Origin of the sequence: Streptomyces sp. NPDC002265 (assembly GCF_040296125.1) — a bacterium.
Lineage (GTDB): Bacteria > Actinomycetota > Actinomycetes > Streptomycetales > Streptomycetaceae > Streptomyces.
The window spans coordinates 23068-47374 of the sequence record NZ_JBEOWS010000002.1 but is presented as its reverse complement, the minus strand read 5'-3'; the positions used below and the strand labels follow the sequence as shown (position 1 = coordinate 47374).

At 70.5% G+C, this 24307-nt stretch carries 22 protein-coding genes and 1 riboswitch; of the genes, 6 read left to right on the top strand and 16 right to left on the bottom strand.

The features are described 5' to 3' along the window. Positions 1-8: 8 nt before the first annotated feature. From ABT085_RS00625 to ABT085_RS00610, 4 genes are all read right to left on the bottom strand, one after another. Complete coding sequence (locus tag ABT085_RS00625; RefSeq protein ID WP_351600023.1) at positions 9-1031, bottom strand: C40 family peptidase; 1023 nt, start codon at positions 1029-1031, stop codon at positions 9-11. Between the two features lie 268 nt (positions 1032-1299). Beyond that, on the bottom strand, positions 1300-2334 hold the full coding sequence (locus tag ABT085_RS00620) for a C40 family peptidase (RefSeq protein WP_351600021.1): 1035 nt from the start codon (positions 2332-2334) through the stop codon (positions 1300-1302). Between the two features lie 210 nt (positions 2335-2544). After that, positions 2545-3888 carry an NYN domain-containing protein gene (locus ABT085_RS00615; RefSeq protein WP_351600019.1) on the bottom strand — a complete coding sequence of 448 codons (1344 nt, stop codon included), beginning with the start codon at positions 3886-3888 and terminating at the stop codon, positions 2545-2547. 35 nt (positions 3889-3923) lie between these two features. Beyond that, complete coding sequence (locus ABT085_RS00610) at positions 3924-4163, bottom strand: hypothetical protein (protein WP_351600017.1); 240 nt, start codon at positions 4161-4163, stop codon at positions 3924-3926. 163 nt (positions 4164-4326) lie between these two features. Between ABT085_RS00610 and ABT085_RS00605 the strand changes: the two genes are divergently transcribed. Next, positions 4327-5055 (top strand): rhomboid family intramembrane serine protease, encoded by a 729-nt coding sequence (locus ABT085_RS00605; protein ID WP_351600015.1) that lies wholly within the window; start codon positions 4327-4329, stop codon positions 5053-5055. An 83-nt stretch (positions 5056-5138) separates the two neighbouring features. Further along, a complete protein-coding gene (locus ABT085_RS00600) occupies positions 5139-5420 on the top strand; it encodes an Lrp/AsnC family transcriptional regulator (protein WP_351600013.1) in 282 nt (93 codons plus the stop codon). 130 nt (positions 5421-5550) lie between these two features. On the opposite strand, the gene ABT085_RS00595 is transcribed toward ABT085_RS00600, so the two are convergent. The 6 genes from ABT085_RS00595 to ctaE all read right to left on the bottom strand — a co-directional run bounded on the left by ABT085_RS00595 (position 5551) and on the right by ctaE (position 12851). Next, a complete protein-coding gene (locus ABT085_RS00595) occupies positions 5551-6912 on the bottom strand; it encodes an aminotransferase class V-fold PLP-dependent enzyme (protein ID WP_351600011.1) in 1362 nt (453 codons plus the stop codon). Positions 6913-7267: 355 nt separating this feature from the next. Beyond that, positions 7268-7384: riboswitch (SAM riboswitch) on the bottom strand. Positions 7385-7476: 92 nt separating this feature from the next. Then, positions 7477-8541, bottom strand: coding sequence for an anthranilate phosphoribosyltransferase (trpD, locus tag ABT085_RS00590; RefSeq protein WP_351600009.1), 1065 nt, complete (start codon positions 8539-8541; stop codon positions 7477-7479). Between the two features lie 122 nt (positions 8542-8663). Beyond that, entirely contained in the window at positions 8664-10301 is a 1638-nt protein-coding gene (qcrB, locus tag ABT085_RS00585) for a cytochrome bc1 complex cytochrome b subunit (RefSeq protein ID WP_351600007.1), read from the bottom strand. Continuing rightward, positions 10298-11356, bottom strand: coding sequence for a cytochrome bc1 complex Rieske iron-sulfur subunit (gene qcrA / locus ABT085_RS00580; RefSeq protein ID WP_351600005.1), 1059 nt, complete (start codon positions 11354-11356; stop codon positions 10298-10300). Before qcrA ends, qcrB begins: the two co-directional genes overlap by 4 nt. Beyond that, positions 11353-12165: a cytochrome bc1 complex diheme cytochrome c subunit gene (gene qcrC / locus ABT085_RS00575; RefSeq protein WP_351600003.1), complete on the bottom strand. Its 813-nt coding sequence runs from the start codon at positions 12163-12165 to the stop codon at positions 11353-11355. Before qcrC ends, qcrA begins: the two co-directional genes overlap by 4 nt. A gap of 65 nt (positions 12166-12230) precedes the next feature. Then, entirely contained in the window at positions 12231-12851 is a 621-nt protein-coding gene (gene ctaE, locus ABT085_RS00570) for an aa3-type cytochrome oxidase subunit III (RefSeq protein ID WP_351600001.1), read from the bottom strand. Positions 12852-13029: 178 nt separating this feature from the next. Between ctaE and ABT085_RS00565 the strand changes: the two genes are divergently transcribed. Further along, the gene (locus tag ABT085_RS00565) at positions 13030-13431 is read left to right on the top strand and encodes a response regulator (protein ID WP_351599999.1); all 402 of its coding nucleotides are present in this window, start codon (positions 13030-13032) and stop codon (positions 13429-13431) included. 133 nt (positions 13432-13564) lie between these two features. Here ABT085_RS00565 and ABT085_RS00560 read toward each other — a convergent pair whose 3' ends face one another. The 4 genes from ABT085_RS00560 to ctaC form a co-directional block, all read right to left on the bottom strand. Then, positions 13565-14833 (bottom strand): L,D-transpeptidase, encoded by a 1269-nt coding sequence (locus ABT085_RS00560; RefSeq protein ID WP_351599997.1) that lies wholly within the window; start codon positions 14831-14833, stop codon positions 13565-13567. 149 nt (positions 14834-14982) lie between these two features. Further along, a complete protein-coding gene (locus ABT085_RS00555) occupies positions 14983-15381 on the bottom strand; it encodes a cytochrome c oxidase subunit 4 (protein ID WP_351599995.1) in 399 nt (132 codons plus the stop codon). Then, entirely contained in the window at positions 15378-17111 is a 1734-nt protein-coding gene (ctaD, locus tag ABT085_RS00550) for an aa3-type cytochrome oxidase subunit I (RefSeq protein ID WP_351599993.1), read from the bottom strand. The genes ABT085_RS00555 and ctaD overlap by 4 nt, the downstream gene beginning before the upstream one ends. Further along, positions 17108-18073 carry an aa3-type cytochrome oxidase subunit II gene (ctaC, locus tag ABT085_RS00545; RefSeq protein WP_351599991.1) on the bottom strand — a complete coding sequence of 322 codons (966 nt, stop codon included), beginning with the start codon at positions 18071-18073 and terminating at the stop codon, positions 17108-17110. Before ctaC ends, ctaD begins: the two co-directional genes overlap by 4 nt. 316 nt (positions 18074-18389) lie before the next feature. On the opposite strand from ctaC, the gene ABT085_RS00540 reads away from it, so the two are divergent. After that, complete coding sequence (locus ABT085_RS00540) at positions 18390-19904, top strand: cysteine desulfurase/sulfurtransferase TusA family protein (protein WP_351599989.1); 1515 nt, start codon at positions 18390-18392, stop codon at positions 19902-19904. Positions 19905-19974: 70 nt separating this feature from the next. Here the strand turns inward: ABT085_RS00540 and ABT085_RS00535 are convergent, their stop codons facing one another. Then, positions 19975-20949 (bottom strand): carbohydrate kinase family protein, encoded by a 975-nt coding sequence (locus tag ABT085_RS00535; RefSeq protein WP_351599987.1) that lies wholly within the window; start codon positions 20947-20949, stop codon positions 19975-19977. Between the two features lie 131 nt (positions 20950-21080). On the opposite strand from ABT085_RS00535, the gene ABT085_RS00530 reads away from it, so the two are divergent. After that, a complete protein-coding gene (locus ABT085_RS00530) occupies positions 21081-21290 on the top strand; it encodes a hypothetical protein (RefSeq protein WP_351599985.1) in 210 nt (69 codons plus the stop codon). Positions 21291-21458: 168 nt separating this feature from the next. Continuing rightward, positions 21459-23567: a hypothetical protein gene (locus ABT085_RS00525; protein WP_351599983.1), complete on the top strand. Its 2109-nt coding sequence runs from the start codon at positions 21459-21461 to the stop codon at positions 23565-23567. Positions 23568-23657: 90 nt separating this feature from the next. Here ABT085_RS00525 and erpA read toward each other — a convergent pair whose 3' ends face one another. Continuing rightward, positions 23658-24014: an iron-sulfur cluster insertion protein ErpA gene (gene erpA, locus ABT085_RS00520; RefSeq protein ID WP_351599981.1), complete on the bottom strand. Its 357-nt coding sequence runs from the start codon at positions 24012-24014 to the stop codon at positions 23658-23660. Positions 24015-24307: the final 293 nt, after the last annotated feature.

Genomic DNA, 24307 nt, shown 5'->3' with positions numbered 1-24307 from the left:
CGGAGGCCTCAGACCCGGGTGACCGACGAGATCGGCATCATGCCCACGGGGTCGTAGCGCACCGGGGCCCCCGGATAGGGGGCGTGGATCACCTGGCCGTTGCCCACGTACATCCCGACGTGGCTGGCGTCGGACCGGTAGACGACCAGGTCCCCGGGCCGGGCCTGGGAGAGCGGGATCCGCTGCCCGGCGAAGCGCTGGGCCTGCGAGGTGCGCGGCAGGTGCACCCCCGCCCGCGCGTACGCCCACTGCATCAGGCCCGAGCAGTCGAAGCCGCCGGGGCCGTTGGCGCCCCAGACGTAGGGGCGGCCCAGCGCGGAGCGGGCGGCGGCGACGGCGAACGCCGCGCGGCCGGTGGCCGCCTCGGCCGGGCCGAACCCGGCCAGGTCCGCCCGGTCGGAGCGGGAGGCCCGGCCGAAGGCCAGACGCTCCTGGAGGGGCAGGGAGTTGAGCAGCCGCCGCGCCTGCGCGAGCTTCCTCTCGACGGTCCGCTTGTGCGTCGCCACCGCCCGGCGGCTGCGCTCCAGCTCATCCAGCTTCGAGGTCGCGTCCGCACGCTCCTGGGAGAGTTCGCGCAGGGCCGAGCGCAGTTCGGTCAGCTCGTCGGCCTGACGGGTGGTGATGCGGTCCAGGACGGAGGCCCGGTCGAGGTAGTCGTCCGGGTCGTCGGAGAGCAGCAGGGCCAGGGACGGATCGAGACCGCCGGAACGGTACTGCGCCCCGGCCAGCGAACCGATCGTGCGGCGCAGGGAGTTGACCCGGTCCTGCTGCCGGGCGATCCGGTCCTGGGCGTGCCCCACCTGGGTGCGCAGGAGGTCGGCGCGCTCGTCGGCCCGGTCGAAGGCCTCGGTGGCCCGCTCGGCCTCCTCGTAGAGGCGGTCCACCTCGGCCCGGGTGCCGTCGCGCGGTGCGGCCGTCGCCGGTACGGCGCCGATGGCCGCCGTGGCGGCCGTGGCGGCCGACAGGACACTGAGGGCTGCGCAGGCACCCCGGTCGAACCCGGACGGTGCAAGGCGGCGATGGGACCCCACGGGAAACCGCACTCCTTCCGCTGGCGGACGAGGACCGTTCCCCGACCCGGGGGCGGACGTGCCACGGCGGTGTGGGGAAACGCGCCAGACAGTAGCCCCGTCGCGGGTCGGCGGCCAAAGCCGTCGGCGGGCACACAAAGCGACGCCCCGCCGCTGACGCAGGTCACCGGCGGGGCGTGGGTTCACTTGGCGGTGTCGCAATTCGCCCGATCGGGCGGTCCCGATCAGTGCTGCGCCGACCGCTCCCGAAGGGGCTCGGGGCTGCGGGTCAGATACGGACGCCGAACTGGAACGGCATGTTGCCGATCGACTCGTAGCGCACGACGGTGCCGGTGCGGGGGGCGTGCAGCACCTGGCCGTTGCCCGCGTACAGGCCGACGTGGTGCTGGTCGCCGTAGAAGATGACGAGGTCGCCGACCTGGAGGTCGCTCTGCGAGTAAATGCGCGTACCGGCGTTGGCCTGGGCCTGCGAGGTGCGCGGGATGGAGACGCCGGCCTGGGCGTAGGCCCAGGACGTCAGGCCCGAGCAGTCGAAGGAGGACGGGCCGGTCGCGCCGTAGACGTAGGGCGAGCCGATCCTGCTCTGCGCGGCGGAGAACGCGGCGGCGGCCCGGCCGGAGGCGCTGGTCTCGTTGCCCAGGTCGACCCGGGCGCTGGCGGAGCGGCTGGCGCGCGCGTCGGCCTCGGCGAGGGCGGCCTTCTCCTTGGCCGTCAGCGTGTTGAGGAGCTTCTGCGCCTCGGCCAGCTTGGCCTGGACTTCCTTCTTCTTCTTGCCCAGCTCCGTACGGGTGGAGGCCAGGTCCTTGAGCTTGTCGGAGGCCTCGGCGCGCTCCTGGGCGAGCTCGCGCTGCTTCTCCTGGATCTTCTTCAGCGCCTCGACCTGCTGGCCGCTCAACTGGTCGAGCGTGGAGGCCTTGTCGAGGTAGTCGTCCGGGTCGGCCGACAGGAAGAGCTGGAGGGAGGAGTCTATGGACCCGGTGCGGTACTGGGCCGCGGCCGCCAGGCCCATGCTGTCGCGCAGCTCGTTCAGGTCGCCCTGACCGCGCGCGACGTTGTCCTGGATGGTGGAGATCTCCTTCTGGAGCTTCTCCTGCTTCTCCTTGGCCCCGTTGTACTTCTCGGTGGCCTGCTCCGCCTCTTCGTAGAGCTTGTCGACCTTGGACTTGACCTCGTCCTTGGTGGGCTTCTCGCTCGGCGCGGCGTTGGCGCCCTGGGCGCTCAGCACCACGGCGGCGGCGGCTGCGGTGGTCAGCACGGTCACGCGTGCACGACTCGGCTGCTTCGGTCGACGGTGGGACGCCACGGAGACGAGCTCCTTCTTCCGGGTGAGAAGACGTACGGAGATTCGAAACCTGACCTTAGTGATGTTCCTGTGATCAGTTCAAATCCTCCGGCGAAAAATCCCGGTTACGCACCGCATTCTTTGCCCGCAACTCACATGCAGTGATACTCGATTGACGCTACGTTGCGTGACGACTCCGTCAATTCGGGCATTGGTTCCGGAACTTGACGTTCAGGACAGGCGCTTGAGGAGGACCGCCGAAGCCACCGGCCGCGCGCCCGCCCGGGCCACCCCGTCGGCCACCTCACGGTCGGTCGAGGCGACGATGACCGGCCGGCCCGGGGGCTCGGCCCGCACCAGCTGACGGATCAGCTCGTCGGCGGTGACACCCGGCTTGGAGAACAGCACCCGCACTCCGCGCGGCGGCGCCAGCAGCACCGGCGCGACGAGTTCGGCTCCGTCGAAGACACAGGTGACCTCGGCGCCGGTCTGCGCGGCGAGCTGCGAGAGCTGCCCGAGCAGCCGCAGCCGCTGCTTCTCCAGCGGCATCTGGGGATAGCCGGTCTTGGTGACGTTGTAGCCGTCGACGACCAGATGCGCCTGGGGCAGCGCGAGCAACTGGTCGAGGATCGCCGGATCGTGCTCCGACAGCGCCCGGTTGGCGATGTCCTTCGGGGTCATCCGGCCGGGCTCGACCGCGTCCACGGTCTCCGCGGGCCGCACCGACACCGGCGGCAGCGCCAGCTCCCGGCGCAGTCCCTGGGCCGCGTCGAGCACCGTGTCCAGCAGCAGCCGCACCCGCATGTCCTCGACGCTGCGCCCCTCGCGGGCCGCCCTGCGGGTGGCCTCCAGTGCCGCCTCCGCCTCGCCGAGGCGCGCCTTCAGCCGCCGGGACTCGCTCTCGGCGGCGGACACCTGTGCCTGCGCCTCGGCCCGCGCGGCCTCGGTCTCGCCGTGCACCTTGCGCAGCGCCGCCTCGCCGCGCTTGACGTCGCTGAGGGCCGAACGCAGCTTGCGGTGCAGCGACTCGGCCTCCCGCTTCGAGGCGTCCAGCTCGGCCCGCAGCCGCTCGGTCTCGGTCCGGCCGTGCTCACGGGCCCGGTCGAGCTCCTCGCGCAGCCGTTCCAGCTCGGCCCGGCTCTCCTCGTCGGCCCGCTCGGCGTCCGCGCGCAGCGCCTCCTCGCCGGCCGCGGCCACCAGCTTCACCCAGCCGACCGGCCGCAGCACATAGGCCGCGGCCGCCACGTCCAGGGGGTCCGCGGCCGGGGGCGGCGAACCGGATTCGAGGGCGCCGGAGAGTTCGGGCTGCGCCTCCCTGAACTTCTCGGCGATGCGCTGCCGGAAGAGCGCGTCCGACTCCAGCGCTGCCGCCATGGCGTTACCGGCGAACTTGGCCCGGCGATTCGGGGCGAATCGGGCGTACTGTCGCAACTGGGCGGGCAGTTCGGCCAGCACCAGCCCGCCGAAGCCGTCCGAGACGATCTGCACGACCCGGCGCCGCACCCCGTCGGGCAGCGGACGGTCGAGCACCTCGGCGGCGCCGTCGCCCGGCCCCCCGCCTGCGGTCTCCACCATCCGTCACACCCCAATATCCGTGCGGGGCCGCTCCGTCAGGAGCCGGCGCCCGGCCTGTCCACGAGTTCCACCTGGTCGACGGCGTTGCACCAGCGGCAGCGCACCGACTCGATGGTCTCACTGACCACCTCGCGCTCCTCCACGCTCGGCTGTCCCGCGAGGTCGAGGTGGACGTACTCCACCACCTTCGACGAGCGGGTCACGTCGAAACGCGTCAGGTTGCCGCAGAGGGTGCAGCGCCACCGTGTCGAGGCGGTCGGCAGGGGAACCGTCATCAGGGCTGCTCGCCTTCCTTCTGTCCATTGTCCGTGATGCACCGGGCTCTCCCCGGAACATGTGGCTCGTAACCCTACGGCCTGGCGGGTACTCGCCGCCCACCCATCCACGGCGGCGAGGCGGTCTGTGCCGATGCGTCCCCGTACGTCATGCTCTGTGTTCATGATCAGCGACTGGAACGCAACCACGGGCAGCGCGATCCGGAGGCCGTCGGCGCCCGTGACGTACGGGCTGATCGCCCTGTGCTGCCTCGTCTTCCTGATCGGCCCGGCCTCCGGCTTCAATCCCGGGTACGGCACCGGCGCCGCGCTGTCGGCCGCCCAGCGGGCCTACTTCCGCCACTGGGGAGTGGTCCCGGCCGAGTTGTTCCGGGACGCCGCCGGGCAGGCCCTGACACCGGCCAGCGCCCTGTTCGTCCACGGCAGCTGGGTCCACCTCCTCGGCAACATGCTCTTCCTCCACGTCTTCGGGGCGATGACCGAGGAACGGATGGGCCGCGTGGAGTTCACCCTCTTCTACGTCGGCTGCGGCTACCTGGCACTGCTCGGCTACGCGGCCGCCAACGCGGGCTCCGAGCAGTCCCTGGTCGGCGCCTCCGGAGCGATCTCCGCGGTCCTCGGCGCGTTCCTTTACCTGTTCCCCAGGGCCCGGGTGACCAGCCTGCTGCCGTTCCTGTTCTTCCTGCCGCTGCGCTTCCCGGCATGGGTCGTGCTGCCCTTCTGGGCGGCCGTGCAGTGGGTGGCGGCGGGCCGCGCCAGCCAGGGCCCGGGCGTGGCCTATCTGGCCCACCTGCTGGGCTTCGGCGCGGGCTTCGGGTACGCGTGGCTGCGGTTCGGCCGCAGCCGCGGCCCGGCCCGGCGGATCAGGCCCGCCACGGGCGACGGCGGCTGACCGGCACGGCGGGCCGTCACGGCCTTGGTGGGTTCGGGATCACGTCATAGAGTGAGGCCCCCGGCCGAGAGAGAGAACCAACCGTGATCACCGCGATCGTCCTTATCAAGACCAGCGTGGACCGGATCCCCGAGATCGCGGAATCGATCGCCGCGCTGGACTCCGTCAGCGAGGTCTTCTCCGTCACCGGCACCTACGACCTGATCGCGATGGTGCGGGTGGCCCGGCACGAGGACCTGGCGGAGGTCATCCCGGGCCGGATCAGCAAGATCCCCGGCGTCGAGGGCACGGACACGCACGTCGCGTTCCGCACTTACTCCCAGCACGACCTGGAGGCGGCGTTCGCGATCGGCCTCGACAGCTGAGTCCCTCCCCGCGGACCGGCGGCGGCCGAGCGCGCGGTTCCCCGCGCCCTTGGGCCCGCCTGCGGGCAGGTGGCCTCGGGGGCGCGGGGAACCGCGCGGTCGGCCAGGACGGCACCGCGCACGGACCCGGTCAGACCGCGGGCACGCAGCGGCCGTCCTCGGTCCGGTACTGCCACTTCGCGCCGTCCCTGACCAGTTCCCGCACCGCGGTCACGAACCGCTCCACGTGCTCGTCCGGCGTTCCCGCGCCGAAGCTCACCCGGATGGCGTTGAGGGACTTCTCGCCCGGCGCGGCCTCGGGCGCGCCGCACTCGCCCTGGCTGCCCGGGTCACTGCCCAGCAGGGTGCGCACCAGCGGGTGGGCGCAGAAGAGGCCGTCGCGCACGCCGATGCCGTACTCGGCGGAGAGGGCGGCCGCGAAGTGGGAGCTGTTCCAGCCCTCCACCACGAAGGAGATCACCCCGACCCGCGGGGCGTCGTCGCCGAAGAGGGACAGGATCCGCACCTCGGGCACCTCGGCGAGGCCCGCCCGGACGGTGTCGATCAGGTGCCGCTCACGGGCGACGAGCGTGTCGAAGCCCGCCTCGGTGAGGGCCTTGCAGGCGGAAGCGATGGAGTAGGCGCCGATCACGTTCGGCGAGCCGGCCTCGTGGCGGGCGGCGCTGTCGTGCCACTCCACGTCCACTCCCCCGTCCGCGCGCCGGGTCACCCGCCGGCTCGCGCCGCCGCCGGCGAGGTACGGCTCGGCCTCGCGCAGCCAGTCCGCGCGGCCGGCCAGGACGCCGGAGCCGAACGGCGCGTACAGCTTGTGGCCGGAGAAGGCGACCCAGTCGACGTCGAGGTCGCGGACCGAGACCGGGTGGTGCGGGGCCAGCTGGGCGGCGTCCAGGACGATCCGGGCGCCGTGCGCGTGGGCCGCCGCCGCCAGCTCGCGCACCGGCCACAGCTCGCCCGTGACGTTCGAGGCGCCGGTGACGCAGACCAGCGCCGGGCCGTACGGGTCGCGGTCTGCCAGGGCGCGCTCCAGGCTCTGCACCGCCTGGTGCGGGGTGCGCGGGGCGTCGAGGTAGGTGACCCGGGCGTCCTTCCAGGGCAGCAGCGAGGCGTGGTGCTCGGTCTCGAACACGAAGACCTCGCAGCCGGCCGGGAGCGCGGCCGCCAGCAGGTTGAGGGAGTCGGTGGTGGACCGGGTGAAGACGACCTGGTCGCCGTCGCGGCAGTCGAGGAACTCCGCGACCGTGCGGCGGGCGCTCTCGAAGAGGTCCGTGGACAGCTGCGAGAGGTAGCCGGCGCCGCGGTGGACGCTGCCGTAGTACGGGGCGTACGCCGCCACGTCGTCCCAGACGCGCTGGAGGGCGGGGGCGCTGGCCGCGTAGTCGAGCGCGGCATAGGTGACTTCGCCGCCCGTGACGAGCGGAACGGTGACATCACGTCCCAGAACGGCCAGCGGGGAACAAACGGTCTGGGCGGGGGCAGCGGTGGAGACGGACATGGGGAACTCCCGTGAGCGGCAAGGCGGAATCACCACGCGAGCACCTGAGCTCGAGCGCGGAGAAATGAAAAGGGGTGTGCGGAGGCGGGGCTCGGCGCCCTAGGGCTTGGCCGCCCCTTCCCGTCGTCCGCCCGGAGGGCGGGCCTCGCGGCGTCAGGTGCGTGCTCTCGGCGTGCCGGGCGTGGTCCCTCGTACTGGATGTACGTGGGACTGCGCCCGCTGCGGCGAGAGTGCGTGATGGCGTCGCGGGGCAGGCGGGAAGGGGCAGACACGCCCTAACGCATTCGCTTGCTCACAGGGGGCTCCCTCGATGACCAGGACCCCTGGTGCTGGGCTCGTTCACGAGCCGTCGAGGGGTCCGCGCTTGCCGTAGACCTCGCTGCCTACGACCTGGTCCTCACCCGGGGCACCCCGCCACGGACGGAGGGTTGCCGGACAGTCGGCCGGGGCCTCATGACTGTCACTCATGACCTGGTTCAGATCCTGCCACACGGCCACGCAAGCGCAAGGCGCAGTCCGGATCGTGGACTGCGCCTCGCGTGGCCCGCGGCCGGTCGGGGCGGATCAGGCGTTGCTGACGGCCACCCAGCGCTCCAGCGTCCGCCGGGCCGCGCCGGAGTCGATCGACTCCGCCGCCCTGTCCATGCCGGCCCGCAGCTGCTCGGCCAGGCTCCCGGAGCCGGGCCGCAGCGCCACCAGCGCCGCCGCGGAGTTCAGCAGCACGGCGTCCCGCACCGGGCCGCTCTCGCCGTTCAGCAGCCGCCGGGCCACATCGGCGTTGTACGAGGCGTCGGCGCCGCGCAACGCCTCCACCGGCACCGGTTCGATACCGACGTCCCGCGGGTCGAAGGCCTCCTCGGTCACCTTGCCGTCGCGCACGACCCACACCCGGGAGGTGGCGGTCGTGGTCAGCTCGTCCAGGCCGTCGTCGCCGCGGAACACCAGCGAGGAGTTGCCGCGCTCGGCGAAGACACCCGCGATGATCGGCGCCACCCGCGGATCGGCGACGCCGACCGCCTGGGCGCGCACCTTCGCCGGGTTGGTCAGCGGACCCAGGAAGTTGAACACCGTCCGGATGCCCAACTGGCCACGGGCGGCCGCCACATGGCGCAGTGCCGGGTGGAACTTCACCGCGAAGCAGAAGGTGATCCCGGCCTCCTCGGCGACCTCCGCCACCCGCTGCGGGGTCAGTTCGAGGTTGACCCCGAGCTTCTCCAGGACGTCCGAGGCGCCCGACGCCGACGAGGCGGCGCGGTTGCCGTGCTTGACGACCTTGGCACCGGTGCCCGCGATGACGATCGAGGACATCGTGGAGATGTTCACCGTCTTCGCGCCGTCGCCGCCGGTGCCCACGATGTCGACGGTGTCGCCCGGCACCTGGATCACGTTGGCGTGCGCGTACATCGCCTGGACCAGACCCGTGATCTCCTGGACGGTCTCGCCCTTGGCCCGCAGTGCCACCGCGAACCCGGCGATCTGCGCGTCGGTGGCCTCGCCGCGCATGATCCGGTCCATCGCCCAGGCGGTGCTCTCGGCGCTCTGGTCGCGGCCCTCCAGCAGACCGTTCAGTACCGCGGGCCAGGAACGGCCCGCCGCGGTGTCGCCTCCAGCGGGGGTCACAGCGCTCATCAGCCGCTCCTGGTTCGTAGACACGTACAGACTCCACTACAGCCTATCCAGCGCCGGACACGGCGAAGGACCCCGTCCGAAGACCGGACGGGGTCCTTGTGTGCGCGTGGCGAGCGCAGCGATCAGTGGTGGCCGTGGCCGCTCGTGATCTCCTTGTACTCGTCGGCAGTCGGCTTCTCGATCTGGCCGTCCTCGTCGAAGTAGGCCTTGCTGATCTTGGCGCGCAGCTTCTGCGAGCCCTTCAGCTTGCGCTCGACGCCGTTCTCGTCGACCGCCGGGCCGAGGTCGAGCGGCTGGTACTGCTCGTGCGCGGTGAGGGTGTGCAGCTGCTCCTGGCTGAGCGGCTCGTGGATCTCGACGAACTCACCGTGCGGCAGGCGCTTGATGGTGCCGGTCTCGCGACCGTGCAGCACCTTGTCCCGGTCCCGGCGCTGCAGGCCGAGGCAGATCCGCTTGGTGGCGATGTACGCGATGACCGGTCCGACGAAGAAGAAGATCCGGACGAACCAGGTGATCGAGTTGATCGACAGGTGGAAGTGGGTGGCCCACAGGTCGTTGCCACCGCCGACCAGCGTGATCATGTACATCGTGACCCAGGCGCTGCCCAGGGCCGTACGCGTCGGGGCGTTGCGCGGGCGGTCCAGGATGTGGTGCTCGCGCTTGTCGCCGGTGATCCACGCCTCGATGAAGGGGTAGAGCGCCAGCGCGGCGAGGACGACACCGAACAGGACCAGCGGGATGAACACGCCCAGGACCAGCGTGTGGCCCCAGAGGTTGATCTCCCAGCCCGGCATGTAGCGGATCAGACCCTCGGCGAAGCCCATGTACCAGTCGGGCTGGGCGCCGGTCGACACCTGGTCCGGACGGTAGGGGCCGATGGCCCAGATCGGGTTGATCTGCGCGATCGCCGCGATGGCCGCGATGGCACCGAAGACCAGGAAGAAGAAGCCTCCGGCCTTGGCCATGTAGACCGGCAGCAGCGGCATGCCGACGACGTTCTTGTTGCTCTTGCCGGGGCCCGCGAACTGCGTGTGCTTGTGGTAGAAGACCAGGATCAGGTGGCCCACGACCAGGCCGAGCATGATGCCCGGCAGCAGCAGGATGTGGATCGAGTAGAACCGCGCCACGAAGTCGTGGCCCGGGAACTCCCCGCCGAAGAGGAAGAACGAGATGTACGTGCCGACGATCGGCATGGACAGGATCGCGCCCTCGGTGAAGCGGACACCGGTGCCGGAGAGCAGGTCGTCCGGGAGCGAGTAACCGGTGAAGCCGGTGAACATGCCCAGGACGAACAGCAGGAAGCCGAACAGCCAGTTGATCTCACGCGGCTTGCGGAACGCGCCGGTGAAGAACACGCGCATCATGTGCACGAACATGCCGGCGAGGAAGATCAGCGCCGCCCAGTGGTGGATCTGCCGGATGAGCAGACCACCGCGCACCTCGAAGGAGATGTGCAGGGTCGAGCTGAACGCCTCGGACATCAGCTGTCCCTGGAGCGGGACGTAGCTGCCGTGGTACACCACCTCGTTCATCGAGGGGTGGAAGAACAGCGTCAGATACACACCCGTGAGGATGATGATCAGGAAGCTGTAGAGGCAGACCTCACCCAGCATGAACGACCAGTGGTCGGGAAAGATCTTGCGCATGTTGGCCTTGGCCAGGGAGTAGATCCCCAGCCGGCCGTCGGCCCAGTCGGCGATCCGCTCGCCGGCCGGCGCCTTCCCGCGGGAGCGGGACTCGGTGGTGGTCGTAGTGCTCATCCGCGCTCCCAGAAGGCAGGGCCGACGGGCTCTGCGAAGTCGCCGAGCGCCTCGAGGTAGCCCTCGGGGTTCACGCCGATGCGCAGCTGCGGCAGGGCGTGACCGGCGGGACCGAAGATCACCCGGGCGCCGTCGGACAGGTCGAAGGTGGACTGGTGGCAGGGGCAGAGCACGTGGTGCGTCTGCTGCTCGTACAGGGAGATCGGGCAACCGACGTGGGTGCAGATCTTCGAGTACGCGACGATGCCGTCGTGCGACCACTCGAGCTCTTGCTTGTCCTTGATGTCGTCGGGCTGGAGCCGGACGATCATCACGGCCGCCTTGGCGATCTCGTTCTGGAACTCCTCGTCGGTCTCCTCCAGGCCCTCGGGCTTGACGAAGGTGAGCGAACCGACGGCCACGTCCGAAGCGCGCAGCGGCTGGTTCGTGTTCATGTTGACGAGGAGCTTGCCCTTGGACCACAGGGTGTGCCGCATCTTGTCCTCGGGCAGCGACCCGAGGTCGCGCAGCAGGACGACACCGGAGAGCGGGAACAGCGCCAGCGCACCGAACATCGTGTTGCGGATCAGCTTGCGACGGCCGAGCGCGGACTCCGCGGCACCTTCCTTGAAGTCCGCGAAGACCTTCGCGCGGACCTCGGGGGACGCCTCGATCGGGTGACGCTCGTCGGCGACCTCCACGTCGGACATCAGGGTGCGGGCCCAGTGGACCGCGCCCGCGCCGATGCAGAACAGCGCCGTGCCGAGGGTCAGGCCCAGCGCGAAGTTCATCGCGCTGATGTGACCGATCGGGAACACGAAGATCGACTTGTCCTGCGGGATCGTCACGTACGACGCGATGAAGCCGACGGTGGCCAGCATCGACAGCGTGAACAGGAAGGCGACCGTACGCTCGGACCGCTTGGCGGCCCGCTCGTCGATGTCCTGGATCCGGTGCTCGTGGGGCGGCAGCCCCGGGTCGGCGAACGGGTTCTGCTCGTCCGCGACGTCCACGGCGCCGTGCGCGTGGGCCTGCTCAGCGGGCAGGTTCTCTTCTGGAATGTCTTGGCTACTCATGACTTCTTGGCCTTTGCGGTCCGAGCGGCGACCCAGACGGCGACCGCGACCAGGGCGCCGAGACCGAAGATCCACGCGAACAGACCCTCGCTGACCGGCCCGAGGCCGCCCAGTTCGAGACCGCCGGGGTTCACCGTCTCATCGCTGTTGACCGCGTTCAGGTACGCGATGATGTCCTTCTTGTTCTGCTCCGACAGGGTCGTGTCGGGGAACGAAGGCATGTTCTGCGGGCCGGTCTGCATGGCCTCGTAGATGTGCTTCGGGTCCACACCCTCCAGGTCCGGCGCGAACTTGCCCTCCGTGAGGGCACCGCCCTTGCCGGTGAAGTTGTGGCACTGCGCGCAGTTGGTGCGGAAGAGCTCGCCGCCCTTGGCGATGTCCGCGCCCTCGGGGCCGTACTGGGCCGAGGTGGGGACGTTCGGGCCGGCGCCCAGCGACGCGATGTAGGTCGCGAGCTGGTCGATCTGGGCCTGGCTGTAGATGTTCTTCTTCTTCACCACCTGCGGACCCTGGGAGGTCGCCGCAGGCATACGGCCGGTGCCGACCTGGAAGTCGACGGCCGCGGCGCCGACGCCGACCAGGCTCGGACCGTCGGAGGTGCCCTGACCGCCGGTGCCGTGGCAGCTGGCGCAGCCCACGGCGTAGAGCTTCTTGCCCTCGTCGATGGCGAGGGACTGGGAGGTTTCATCGGCCTGCGCCTTGCTCGCGGGCGCGAACGCGGCGTACAGCCCCCCAGTGGCCGCCAGCGCGAGGAGTAGGACGACGACCGCCGCCAGCGGATGGCGTCGTCGTGCGGAGAGCTTTTTCACGGATTACCCCGGTGTCAGGATCTTCTGCGTCGATGCTTCTGGAAGGTGCGCGGGATCGGGCCCGGCTACTTGATCATGTAGATCGTGGCGAAGAGGCCGATCCAGACGACATCGACGAAGTGCCAGTAGTAGGACACGACGATGGCCGCGGTCGCCTGTTCATGGGTGAACCTCTTGGCCGCGTACGTCCTGCCGAGGACGAACAGGAAAGCGATCAGGCCGCCCGTCACGTGCATGCCGTGGAAGCCGGTGGTCAGGTAGAACACCGAGCCGTACGGGTCGGAGGAGAGCGAGAGCCCGTCCTTCTTCACCAGCTCGGTGTACTCGTAGATCTGACCGCCGATGAAGATCGCACCCATGATGAAGGTGACGATGAACCAGCCCCGGAGCTTCTTCACGTCACCTCGCTCGGCGGCGAAGACGCCGAGCTGGCAGGTGAGGGAGGAGAGCACCAGGATCGTGGTGTTCGTCGCCGAGAACGGGAAGTTCAGGGCGGACGCCATTTCCTTCCAGTGGTCGGGACCCGTCACCGATCGCAGGGTGAAGTACATCGCGAAGAGGGCCGCGAAGAACATCAGCTCGGAACTCAACCAGATGATGGTTCCTACGCTGACGAGGTTCGGCCGGTTGACCGACGGGTGCGCGTGCCCGGTTTCTACTGTCGTTGCTGTCGCCACGACCGACATTATGTCGGTCCCTTATCCCGCCCTCACTCCGGGGGGTGCCGTTCGGAGTGTTCCCAGCGTGTGTAGTGCCCGTATGGCCCATCGAAGCGGTGTTCCAACAGGTGTTGACAGCCTGTTCAAGGGAGTAGCATCCGCCGCACCGGTTCTGTCCGTACGACGCTGACGTCTCGGAGGAAACATGCAGCCGACCGCCACGGTGCTGGTCTACAGCGACGATTCCAACACCCGCGAACAGGTGCGGCTCGCGGCCGGACGCCGGCCCGCTCCCGACGTGCCCCAGGTCGAGTTCGTGGAGTGCGCCACCCCGGCCGCGGTGCTGACCGAGATGGACCGGGGCGGCATCGACGTCTGCGTGTTCGACGGTGAGGCCGTGCCGATGGGCGGCATGGGCCTGTGCCGGCAGATCAAGGACGAGGTGTTCGAGTGCCCGCCGGTGCTGCTGCTCATCGGGCGGCCGCAGGACGCCTGGCTGGCCACCTGGAGCCGCGCCGACGCCGCTGTGACGCTCCCGGTGGATCCGGTGGAGTTCGCGGGGTCGCTGGCCGCTCTGCTGCGCCGCAAGAGGCTGCTGAGCGCGTAGTCAGGACGGGGCGCGGGGTTCCCCACGGGACGAGATCCGGTCGGCCGGTGACGGCCGGTCCCTGACGGCCCCTCACGCCCCCCTCGTTCCCCCGGCCGGGTGATGGTGCCGGTCCCGGCGCCCCCCGGCGGGGTCACACCGGCGTCGGGCGCAGCCTCGCCGTGTCCTCGGGCCGGGGGCTCTCCGGGGCGCCGTCCTGCAGCGCGCTGCCGCTGCGCCACTTGTCCCAGGTGACGTTCCAGTCGCCGAAGCCGTTGCCGAACGGCTCCATCTGGTGGCCGTCGGAGTTGACGACCTGGACGACGTCGCCCTCGTGGACGGTGTTGAAGAACCACTCCGCGTTGCTGGTGCTCATGCCGATGCAGCCGTGACTGACGTTCTCGGAGCCCTGGGAGCCCACCGACCAGGGGGCGGCGTGCACGTACTCGCCGCTCCAGGTGATCCGCGAGGCGTAGTAGACGGGCAGGTCGTAGGAGTCCGAGGTGCCCTCCTGGATGCCGATCGTGGTGCCGCGCATGCGTACCATGCGCTGCTTCTCCAGGATGACCTTGATGCCGTTGCGGGTGTCGAAGCCGGGCCTGCCGGTGGTGACGGGGATCTGGTTGATCGGCCGGTCGTTCTTGTAGACCGTCAACTGGTGCGCCGCCGAGTCCGCGACGGCGACGACGCGGTCGCCCGTGGTGAGCTTCAGGGGTGCCGCCTTGCCGCCCCACAGCCGGTCGCCGATGCGCATCCCCGCCAGGTTGCTGTGCACCTGGACGGTCGCGTGGGCGGGCCAGTAGTCCTTGGGCCGGTAGTGCAGTTCCTTGTCGTTCACCCAGAACCAGGAGCCGTCCACCCGGGGTGTGGAATCCACCTTCAGGGCCCGTTCGACGACGGCCCGTTGACCCTTGTCCTTGACGGGCACGCTGAGCTGCGCGACGACCGGCTGGCCGACGCCGTACAGGCCCGACCTGGGGGTGAAGAGGACGTCCACGGTCTGCCGGGCCTTGCCCGTGGGCCGGCCGGTGTGGAAGGTGAGGACCTTGCGGCCGGGCGCCCCGTCGTCGTCCTCGGTGCTCACCCGCACCGTGTAGCGGGTGTCGGCGGCGAGCGGCGCGGTGCTGTGCCAGCGGCTGCCGTCCGCGGACAGTTCGCCCGCCACGTAGCGGCCCGACGTGTCGACGGCCGTGACGTCCGTGAGGCGCCCGTCGGAGTCCTCGGCGGTGACCTCTAGGGGTTTGTCCGGGTCGGCCTTCTCGCCGGTCTCCGTCGGGGCGTTGACGGCGACCTCCGGGTCCGCGTCGTAGGGCCGGGCGGAGAGCGGGTCTCCGTCCGCGCCGCAGGCGGTGACGCCCGCGCAGAGGGCGATCACCAGCAGCGCGCAGCCGACGGTGGTGCGAGGACGGGCTGAAAGGCTCATGGCATCACGCTAGGAAGCTTCACCGGCACCGGCGCGCTGAGTAACCCTTAAGAGGGACCCGGCTTCCGGCAAACACAGGAGCCCGGATCCTCCTGACGGAGGATCCGGGCTCCCGGGTGGTGCAGAGGCTGACCTGGGGTCAGCGCGTGTCACTGGGTGCGGTTCTCACCGCGGTAGTACTCGAAGACCCAGCCCCACAGGCCCAGCAGGATCAGCGGAGCCGAGAAGTACAGCAGCCACCAGCCCATCGCGACGCCCAGGAAGGCCAGGGCGCCACCGACGGCCAGGGACAGCGGCTGCCAGCTGTGCGGGCTGAAGAAGCCCAGCTCGCCGGCGTCGTCCGCGACGTCCGCCTCCTTGTTGTCCTGCGCACCCGCGTCGACCCGCCGGGCGGTGAAGCCCAGGTAGAAGCCGATCATGATGCACAGGCCGAAGGCCAGGAAGAGCGCCGTGGTACCGGCCGGCTCCTTCGACCACACGCCATAGACGATCGCGATGGCGAGGACGAAGACGCTCAGCCACATGAACATCTTGCCCTGGATCTTCACTTGCCGGCCTCCTTGCCGTCCGTGATGGCGCCACCGTGGGCGGCGTGCTCCAGCTCGAGCGCGGCGATCTCAGGGTGGTGCAGGTCGAACGCCGGGGATTCGCTGCGGATCCGCGGCAGGGTGAGGAAGTTGTGGCGCGGCGGCGGGCAGGACGTGGCCCACTCCAGCGAGCGGCCGTAGCCCCACGGGTCGTCCACGCCGACCGGCTTGCCGTACTTGGCGGTCTTCCACACGTTGTAGAAGAACGGAAGGATCGACAGACCGAGGACGAACGAGCTGATCGTGGAGACCGTGTTCAGGGCGGTGAAGCCGTCGGCCGCCAGGTAGTCGGCGTAACGACGGGGCATGCCCTCGGCACCCAGCCAGTGCTGGACCAGGAAGGTGCCGTGGAAGCCGACGAACAGCGTCCAGAAGGTGATCTTGCCGAGGCGCTCGTCGAGCATCTTGCCGGTGAACTTCGGCCACCAGAAGTGGAAGCCGGCGAACATCGCGAAGACGACCGTGCCGAACACGACGTAGTGGAAGTGCGCCACCACGAAGTACGAGTCCGAGACGTGGAAGTCCATCGGCGGCGACGCCAGGATGACACCGGTCAGACCACCGAAGGTGAAGGTGATCAGGAAGCCGACCGCCCACAGCATCGGGGTCTCGAAGCTCAGCGACCCCTTCCACATCGTGCCGATCCAGTTGAAGAACTTCACGCCGGTCGGAACGGCGATGAGGAACGTCATGAAGGAGAAGAACGGCAGCAGCACTCCGCCGGTGACGTACATGTGGTGGGCCCACACCGTCACGGACAGACCGGCGATCGAGATCGTCGCGGCGATCAGGCCCATGTAGCCGAACATCGGCTTGCGGGAGAAGACCGGGATGATCTCACTGATGATGCCGAAGAACGGCAGCGCGATGATGTACACCTCTGGATGGCCGAAGAACCAGAAGAGGTGTTGCCATAGCAGGGCTCCGCCGTTGGACGCGTCGAAGACGTGGGCGCCGAATTTTCGGTCCGCCTCCAGCGCGAACAGGGCCGCGGCCAGCACCGGGAAGGCCAGCAGGACCAGAACGGCCGTCAGCAGCACGTTCCACACGAAGATCGGCATGCGGAACATCGTCATGCCGGGTGCGCGCATGCAGATGATCGTGGTGATGAAGTTGACCGCGCCGAGGATCGTGCCGAAGCCGGAGAAGGCCAGACCCATGATCCACATGTCGGCGCCGACGCCCGGGCTGCGGACCGCGTCCGACAGCGGGGAGTAGGCGAACCAGCCGAAGTCGGCCGCACCCTGCGGGGTGAGGAAGCCACCCACCGCGATGAGCGAGCCGAACAGGTAGAGCCAGTAGGCGAACATGTTCAGCCGCGGGAACGCGACGTCCGGGGCACCGATCTGGAGCGGCATGATCCAGTTCGTGAAACCGGCGAACAGCGGCGTCGCGAACATCAGCAGCATGATCGTGCCGTGCATCGTGAACGCCTGGTTGAACTGCTCGTTCGACATGATCTGCAGACCAGGCCGGGCCAGCTCCGCACGCATGAGCAGCGCCATGACGCCACCGATGCAGAAGAACGCGAAGGACGTGGCCAGATAGAGCGTGCCGATCGTCTTGTGGTCAGTGGTGGTGAGCCACTTGATCACGACGTTACCGGGCTGCTTGCGCCGTACGGGCAGTTCGTCCTCGTAGTACGAGGCTCCGGCCGCCGCGGCGCCCTGAGGTTCGTTGACGATGCTCACAGGTTGTTCGTCTCCCGGTTCTTCTCGTGGCTCGTCTGCGCGATGCCGGCGGGAACGTAACCGGTCTGCCCCTTCTTGGCGAGGTCCTTGAGGTGCTGCTGGTAACGCTCGGGGGAGACGACCTTCACGTTGAACAGCATCCGGGAGTGGTCGACGCCGCAGAGCTCGGCACACTTGCCCATGAAGGTGCCCTCTTGGTTGGGCGTCACCTGGAAGGAGTTCGTGTGACCGGGGATGACGTCCATCTTCATCAGGAACGGCACCACCCAGAAGGAGTGGATGACGTCACGCGAGGTGAGGACGAAGCGAACGGTCTCGCCCTTGGGCAGCCACAGCGTCGGACCGGGGTTGCCCGTCTGCGGGTTGCGCGTGCCGGGCGTGCCGACGTCGTAGACGCCGCCGGCGTTCGCCGGGAAGTCCGCCTTGAACCGGTCCGGGATGGCGGCCAGGTTCTTGTCGGTCTTCGCGTCACCGGTGGAACCGTCGACGTTCTCGATGTAGTTGAAGCCCCAGCTCCACTGGAAGCCGACGACGTTCACAGTGACGTCGGGCTTCTGCTTGAGGCTGAGGAGCTTCGATTCGTCACGGGCGGTGAAGTAGAACAGCACCGAGACGATGATGATCGGGACCACTGTGTACAGGGCCTCGATCGGCATGTTGTACCGGGTCTGCGGAGGAACCTCGACCTTGGTCCGGCTGCGCCGGTGGAACACGGTCGCCCACAGGATCAGGCCCCAGACCAGCACGCCGGTGGCGAGCGCGGCCGCCCACGAGCCCTGCCAGAGGGAGAGGATCCGCGGAGCCTCGTCTGTGACCGGGGTGGGCATACCAAGGCGGGGGAAGTCTTCCCAGTTGTACGAGCAACCAGTGGCTGTCGCCAGGACCAGGCCCGCAGTCATTGCCTGCAGCAGCTTCCGCCGCATCGGGCGCCGCGGCGAGCGGTCGGAGCCGTTGGGACTCACGTAGCGCCTTCCCGAGAGTCTCGCCCGCGCTGTTCGGCTGCGGCCTTCTCGCTGGTCGGTCGCCGCCCTGCGTCGGGCAGGGGTTTGGATGTTTATGCGGACCAAACCCTACTGGACGCGTTTTGGGGTCGCGCGGGGAGGGTGGCCAACGCGCCGCCGGTCCCCCCGAAGGGGGTGGGTTGTCCTGCTGCGGCTGTTTTCTGACGGGAGTTCGGGGCATTGCGCAGGTCGGGTGGTCCCGGGCGGGACGGCCACCGGCGCGACCCGCCCGCGGGGGCGGTTCGGCGCGGGCGGCCGGGGCGCTTAGCGTTGCGGTGTGTCCTACTTCGACGCCGCATCGGCCGCTCCCCTGCATCCCGTTGCCCGCCAGGCCCTGGCGGCCTCCCTCGACGAGGGGTGGGCCGACCCCACGCGGCTGTACCGGGAGGGTCGGCGGGCGCGGCTGCTGCTGGACGCGGCGCGGGAGGCGGCGGCCGACGCCGTCGGCTGCCGGCCGGACGAGCTGACGTTCACCTCCTCCGGCACCCGGGCGGTGCACGCGGGGATCGCGGGGGTGCTGACGGGCCGACGCCGCGTGGGAAACCACCTGATCGTGTCGGAGGTCGAACACTCTTCGGTACTCCATTCGGCCGAGGCGCACGAGGCCGCGGGCGGTTCGGTGACCCGGGTGCCGGTGCTGCGGACCGGCGAGGCGACGGCCGGGTCGTACGGCGAGGCCCTGCGGCCGGACACCGCGCTGGCCTGTCTCCAGTCGGCCAATCACGAGGTGGGTACCGAGCAACCGGTGGCCGCGGTGGCCGAGCTGTGCCGGGAGGCGGGGGTCCCGCTGCTGGTGGACGGCGCGCAGTCGCTCGGCTGGGGCCGGGTGCCGGGCAACTGGTCGGTACTGACGGGCAGTGCGCACAAATGGGGCGGCCCGTCCGGGGTCGGGCTGCTGGTGGTCCGCAAGGGGGTGCGGTTCGCCTCCCAAGGCCCGGCCGACGAGCGCGAGTCGGGGCGGGCGGGCGGCTTCGGGAACATCCCGGCGATCGTGGCGGCGGCGGCCTCGCTGCGGGCGGTGCGCGCCGAGGCGGAGCAGGAGGCGGTACGGCTGCGGGAGCTGACGGACCGGATCCGGACGCGGGTGCCGTCGCTCGTCCCGGACGTGGAGGTGGTCGGCGATCCGGCGCGGCGGCTGCCCGGGATCGTCACGTTCTCGTGCCTCTATGTCGACGGGGAGGCCCTGCTGCACGCGCTGGACCGGGAGGGCTTCTCCGTGTCGTCCGGATCGTCCTGCACGAGCAGCACGCTGACGCCGAGCCATGTGCTCAGGGCGATGGGGGTGCTGAGCGAGGGCAACGTCCGGGTGTCGCTGCCGTACGGCACGCCGGCCGAGGAGGTCGAGCGGTTCCTGTCGGTGCTCCCTGGCACGGTGGCGGCGGTGCGCGAGGAGCTCGGCGCACCCGCCGCGCCTGCCGCACCCGCCGCACCGGCGGTCGTGGACGCTGCCGCGCCGGTGGCGGGGGCGCCGGTGGCCGGCGGGCCGGAGGGCGGCGGGCCGGAGGGCGGCGGGCCGGAGGGCGGCGGGCCGGAGGGCGACGCTCCGGTGGTCGGCACGCAGCAGGGCGACGCGCTGGTGGTCGACGCGCTGGGGAGGCGGTGCCCGATCCCCGTGATCGAGCTGGCGAAGGTCTTCGGCGAGGTGCCGGTGGGCGGCACGGTCCGGGTGCTCTCCGACGACGAGGCGGCCCGGCTCGACATCCCGGCGTGGTGCGAGATGCGGGGGCAGGAGTACGTCGGCGAGGAGCCGGCGGAGCGCGGCTCGGCGTACGTGGTCCGCCGGGTGTCCTGACCGCGGCAGGCCCCGGGATCGGATCCCGGGGCCTGCCGTGGAAGAGGGGCCGGTCAGCGGCCGTGCCGGGTCAGGACAGGTGCTCGCGCACCTCGGCGGCGGCCTCGTCGCCGTAGGCCTTGGTGAAGCGCTCCATGAAGTGGCCGCGGCGCAGCTGGTACTCCTGGGTGCCGACCGTCTCGATGACCAGTGTGGCGAGCATGCAGCCGACCTGGGCGGCGCGCTCCAGGCCGACGCCCCAGGCCAGGCCGGAGAGGAAGCCGGCCCGGAAGGCGTCGCCGACGCCGGTGGGGTCGGCCTTGCGCTCCTCGTCGGGGCAGCCGACCTCGATCGGGTCCTGGCCGACCCGCTCGACGCGCACACCGCGCGAGCCGAGGGTCGTGACGCGGTGGCCGACCCTGGCGAGGATCTCCTCGTCGCTCCAGCCGGTCTTGGACTCGATGAGCCCCTTCTCGTACTCGTTGGAGAAGAGGTACGTCGCTCCCTCCAGCAGGGTCCGGATCTCGTCGCCGTTCATCCGGGCGATCTGCTGGGAGAAGTCGGCGGCGAACGCGATGGACCGGGTGCGGCACTCCTCGGTGTGCCGGAGCATCGCCTCCGGGTCGTCGGCGCCGATCAGGACCAGGTCGAGACCGCCCACGCGGTCGGCGACGGTCTTCAGCTCGATGAGGCGGGCCTCGCTCATCGCGCCGGTGTAGAAGGAGCCGATCTGGTTGTGGTCGGCGTCGGTGGTGCACACGAAGCGGGCGGTGTGCAGCGTCTCGGAGATGCGCACCGAATCGGTGTCGACGCCGTGCCGGTCGAGCCAGGCCCGGTAGTCGTCGAAGTCCGAGCCGGCGGCGCCGACCAGGATCGGATCCGTGCCGAGCTGTCCCATGCCGAAGGCGATGTTCGCGCCGACGCCGCCACGGCGTACGTCGAGGTTGTCGACCAGGAAGGAGAGCGAGACCGTGTGCAGCTGGTCCGCGACGAGCTGGTCGGCGAAGCGGCCGGGGAAGGTCATGAGGTGGTCGGTGGCGATGGAGCCGGTGACTGCGATGCGCACGGCGTGGACTCTCCTGGGGGGAGGGGCATTGACAGTTCACGCTACCCGGTCGGCGGGCTCACCTTGAAGCGTACGAAACTACCCGATAGTAGATCTTTCTTCGCGGCCCGAGTCGTGCATACGGTGCCGCTATGACGAACCTCAAGCGCTGTGCCCCCGCCCCGGCGGACCTGGAGGGCGGCCTCGCGTCGCTGCGCGGTGACTGTGCCCGGATGGTGCCGCACTGGGCGGCCCCCGACCGGTTCACCTCCCTCCCGGTGTCCCCGTCGCTCATCCACGGCGTGACCGTGCCGTCGGCGTCGGCTCGGCTGCTGGACGCGATGTCGGACTACGGGGACTGAGCGGCGCCCGGATTCCGCGTCGGCGCGTTCCGGGGAACCGTGCGCTCCCCCGCTGCGTCCCATCGGCGTCCCCCGTAGAGGGGATGCGGGGTACGACCCCTCCGCCGCCCATCTTGACAGGGCCGGGTCAGGGTTGGCCATGAGGACAGCAGCCGAAGGAGCGATGCGGTGGACACCGAGCGACCCGACAACGACGACGCCGCACGCGAGCCGGGCGCCGCCGAGACCGCCGGTGAGAAGGAAGCGGTCCGGGCCTCGGCCGGGGCAGATGCCCAGCCCGAGGCCGCGGCCGAGGCTGATGCCGAGACCGGGGCGGATGCCGGGGCAGATGCCCAGCCCGAGGCCGAGGCTGATGCCGAGACCGGGGCAGATGCCGGGGCAGATGCCCAGCCCGAGGCCGAGGCTGATGCCGAGACCGGGGCGGATGCCGAGGCCGGGATCGGGACGGATGCCAGGGCCGACGCCGAGGACGATGTCGACCCCGAGGCGCGGGTGGGAGCCGGTGCCGACTCGGGCGACGCCGAGCCCGGTGCCGAGGACCGTGCCGACGCCGCGGCCGAGGCGGCCCCTGCCGAGGCCGGCAAGGACGGGGCAGCCCCCGTCGGGGACGCACCTGCCGAGGCCGGCCCGGTCGAACCCGCCTCCGCCGAGGCCGACCCCGTCGAGGTCTCCTCCGCCGAGGACAGCCCTGCCGACGGCAGCCCCGCCGGCACCGCCTCCCGCGAGGACGCCTCCACCGAGGTGGCCGTCGGAGGTGCGGCCGAACGGGTCTCCGAGACGGTCCGCGACCCCGAGGTCCGGTCCGGGAGCGAGGACGGTGACGGAAGCCACGAGGACCGTCCGGTCTCCCGGCGGCGCTCGCCCGCGGTCGTCGCCTCGGTCGCGGCCGCCGTGCTGCTCGTCGGGGGCGGGGGCGCGTACCTCGCCGCGAGCGCGTCCGGCGGCCGTACGGGTTCCGGCGCGTCCGCGGGCGACGGCACCCCCGCGCCGCTGGCCCTCGACGGCTACTCCGCCCCCGGCACGTCGGGCACCGGGGGCGCCGCGAACGGCATCGCGCCGGGTGAGCCCAATCCGTACGGCGTGACGTACCGGGCCGCCGGGACGCTGCCCGACGGCCCCGGCTCGGCGCCGGTGTACTGGGCCACGGGCCAGGTCACCCGGGACGAGGTGGCCCGCCTGGCGAAGGCGCTCGGGATCGACGGGACACCGGTGGCGCAGGGCACGGTCTGGCAGGTCGGCACGGGCAAGGACGGCGCGGGCCCGGTCCTGCGGGTGGACAGGGCGGCGCCCGGCACCTGGACCTTCAGCCGTTACGCACCGGGCACCGACAACTGTCAGAAGCGGACCCTGTGCATACAGGACCCCGCGGTCCCGGCCACCGACCCGGTGAGCGAGGCGGCGGCGAGGAAGGCGGCCGCGCCGGTTCTTAAGGCGCTGGGCCAGGACGACGCCAAGGTGGACGCGAGCCAGGTCATGGGTGCCCAGCGGACGGTGAACGCCGATCCGGTGGTCGGCGGACTGCCCACCTACGGCCTGACCACCGGGCTGACCGTCGGCGCGCAGGGCGAGCTGGTCGGCGGCACCGGGCAGCTGACGAAGCCGCTGAAGGGGGACGTGTACCCCGCGGTGAGCGCGCGGGAGGCGCTGGACCTGCTGAACAAGGCCCCCGGCACGGACCACCGGATGGGCATCGGCGGCTGCGCGAGCCCCGTACCGCTGAAGGACCGGCTGGAGCAGCCGTGCGGCTCGTCGACGGCCTCGGGCGCCGGCGGGCGCACCACGGTCACGGTCGAGGACGCGGTGTTCGGGCTGGCGGTGCACCGGGTGGACGAGCGGCTGGCGCTGGTCCCGTCGTGGCTGTTCTCGGCCCGTGGGTCGGGCGCCCAGGACGCCTTCACGGTGACCTATCCGGCGGTGGAGCCGGACTATCTGACCCCGTCCGTGTCGGCCGGCCCGACCACGGCGGCACCGGCCTCGCGCGACGTGCAGGTGCAGGACTACACGGTCGAGGACGGCGGCCTCGCGGTGCGCTACACCGGCGGGGTGTGCGCCGACTACGAGGCGACGGCGGTGGAGAGCGCGGACCGGGTGACCGTGACGGTGACCGAGAAGCCGTGGCCCAACAAGATCTGCATCAAGATCGCCAAGATCTTCCAGCAGACCGTACGGCTGGACGAGCCGCTGGGCGGCCGGAAGGTCGTCGGGTCGGACGGCAGGGAGATCCCGTACGAGAAGGCGGGGGCGCGGCTGCCGGATGCGTCGGCGCAGCCGCAGTAGGACACGGCGACGGCGAAAGGCGGCGGCCCCCTCGGTGGGGGCCGCCGCCTTTTCGTGTCGTCCGGGTCGCCCGAGGGCGGCCCGGGCGGCTCAGCTGAAGGAGTCGCCGCAGGCGCAGGAGCCGGTCGCGTTCGGGTTGTCGATCGTGAAGCCCTGCTTCTCGATCGTGTCCACGAAGTCGATCGAGGCGCCGCCGAGGTACGGGGCGCTCATGCGGTCGGTGACGACCTTGACGCCGTCGAAGTCCTTGACGACGTCACCGTCGAGCGAACGCTCGTCGAAGAAGAGCTGGTAGCGCAGGCCGGAGCAGCCGCCGGGCTGAACGGCGACACGCAGGGCCAGGTCGTCTCGGCCTTCCTGGTCGAGCAGGGCCTTGACCTTGGACGCGGCGGCGTCGGTCAGGATGATGCCGTCGGTGACGGTGCTGGTCTCGTCCGATACGGACATCTACATCTCTCCCGGGTTGTACGGAGACTGCTTGCCGACGGTTGCAACCGGCGGGGCCGCGGATTCATTCCGGGCCGGGCGCGTGTCTTTTCGGTTCCGCTGGTTCCTTCGACCCTCGGATCCCTCTTCATGCTCGCACATGACACAGGGAGCGGAAAACGGCGCATCGGGATTCATGTCACACCGACACTATGGCCGTCGTCAAAGTGACGTGAAGCAGTTATGATAGATAGCGTCATTTAGACGAAAACTAGCGTCGGCCCGATGCACGGACCGACGAGCCGCAGAACAGA